2 protein-coding genes are annotated in these 2,121 nt (G+C 52.1%); one reads left to right on the top strand and one right to left on the bottom strand.

The features are described from left to right. Nucleotides 1-1,543, top strand: a 1,543-nt coding sequence (locus tag AC1DLB_RS28325) for a lipase family protein (RefSeq protein ID WP_477786121.1), incomplete at its 5' end; no start/stop codon positions are given. An 82-nt stretch (nucleotides 1,544-1,625) separates the two neighbouring features. On the opposite strand, the gene AC1DLB_RS28320 is transcribed toward AC1DLB_RS28325, so the two are convergent. After that, entirely contained in the window at nucleotides 1,626-1,922 is a 297-nt protein-coding gene (locus AC1DLB_RS28320) for a hypothetical protein (protein WP_477786120.1), read from the bottom strand. Between the last annotated feature and the right edge of the window lie 199 nt (nucleotides 1,923-2,121).

Here is a 2,121-nt window from a genome sequence, read left to right as displayed (position 1 = left end):
GCTACGGGCTTTCCGCCCCATGCTATCGAAAGACAAAACGTTCAGCGCCTTGAACTTGTATCAACTGTCTTTACTTGCCAGCTTGAGTTACAGCAACTTTGGTCAAGAACCAGCCGAAAAGCCTTTCGACACTGTATCGTTCCCATTGGAACCGAGCGTCGGATACATGTTTGGCAACAGCCTTGCCAGCTTCAGAGAAACTTGGAAAGTCAATAAAGACCAAACAACTGCTTATTATCCGCTTTATGAAGATGTACCTTATTCGAAGCGTTTCGAGATCCTGCCATTCGACTCGACACTGTATGACCAAAACAAAGCTGATTTAGGCGATAAACAAGAGCACCCCGCCAAACTACACTTCTTCGATGATGGCAAAGTCAAGGGCGGCAGTGATACCCAAGCGTTCATCACTCACCACGACGAAGTCATACTGATCGCCGTCCGAGGAACCTTGGAAAGTGCGGATTTCTTGCGAGACACCGATGCAGAGCAAGTCCCATTCGAGGACGGCGTTGGTAAAGCACACCAAGGCTTTTACGAAGCCTATCAGGCAATGAGTAAGTTTGTTCTGACCTACCTCGATCAATTCTACGTAGATCAGAAGGTCATTATTTGTGGTCACAGCCTTGGTGGAGCCATTGCAACTTTGCTCGCAGAAGCGCTGAGACGTAAGAGTAAAAAATACGACGTCCTTCTCTACACCTACGGCTCCCCAAGAGCCGGCGACGCTGACTTCGTCAACGGCGCGGCAGAGTTGGCCCATCACCGCATGGTTAACAACAACGACCCGATCCCAAGTGTTCCCGCGCCCTGGATGAACACTCGCAAAAGTATCTGGGTGCCCGGCGTAATCATCAGTTTTGTCACCGCCCCTTTAGGCGCACTTATTTTCGCCATAGGCCTGTCGCGAACCGGCGGTTCGCCATATGAGCACCATGGTAATTTGCACCACTTCATGCCCGTCCACTTTAAAGGACGTGAGCAATCCGCCGTTCTCTGGGATCCAGGTTGCGACTCCATCGAAGAGGCCGCCTGCACCAAGGCATTGAAAAAGTTCGATGACTTGCCCGACCGTGCCGCTTTTGTGAAGCAACTGTTCCACATGAGCGATCACTTCATGGTGCCCTCCTACATTCCGTACGCCTGGGCAACATTGCGCCGCTGGCAGCAAACCCAGGAAAGCGGAACCACGGTGGTGACCAAGACTGAGTACGATCAGGTCTACTACCAACTGCAAGAAATGCAGGACCGTTTGAAGACGAAGGAAGCTGAACTGAACAACTCCTTCCAATACGATCGTCAGGCAAACCAGCGAGAAGCGAGTCTACTGAGAGCGGAAATAGGTCGGTTGAATACCGCCCGGCAACGGCTGCACGCCTTGAGCTTCCTTAAACTGACGCCCGAAGACATTTACGGCTCTGCCACTCAGGCGCCGGAACATAAAAACAACGTCGATCGCTGGATGGCGAAAAAAGAAAACACTGTTGAGGTCCCGCTCGCGATGATTCCACAGGCAAGCAGCAGTGAACTGAGGACGGCTTAGTTTTCAGAAGGGCAATGACTCGGTGTATCCCGCAAACAAGCCAGCGACCATAAGGGGCTGGCTTGTTTGTCATGCTGTGGCGTCAGACCGGCGCTTTCCACCCCATCATCCGCTGCTGCGCAACCTGCAGCAGGTCGTAACCATCCTGAGTCAGTAAATAAAGCGCATGGGTAATGTGCGGGATGTCCTGAACATCACCGTGCTTGAAGCATAGGCAGTGGAGTGTTTCAAGTAGCTGGCTGGAGGCTCGGATGCGCTGGAGGGCGGMTTCGAGGATGTCTTGGGGRTTGGCYTCTGTGTCGATCACCAAGGGATTTGAGTCGGTAAGGCCACTTTTGATTGAACGGTAACGATCGGGAAACGGATTTATCGTTGGCATAGTAATTACTCGAGTATTAGTTAGTAATCGCCAGCACCGTGACCAARCGATGGGAGGCGGCTGTGTACAGGCTTGGTCAACCGCTAACACTCAAAACGGCTCGCCCGAAAGCGTCCTGCACACAGCCACCATTGCAACGCACTACGAGACATAGAAGTCCGCAGAGCGAATGATGGCACATATATGTGCAGTGTTAGTC

This window comes from Pseudomonas sp. 05N434, from assembly GCF_056396965.1.
This window is presented reverse-complemented; position numbering and strand designations above follow the sequence as displayed.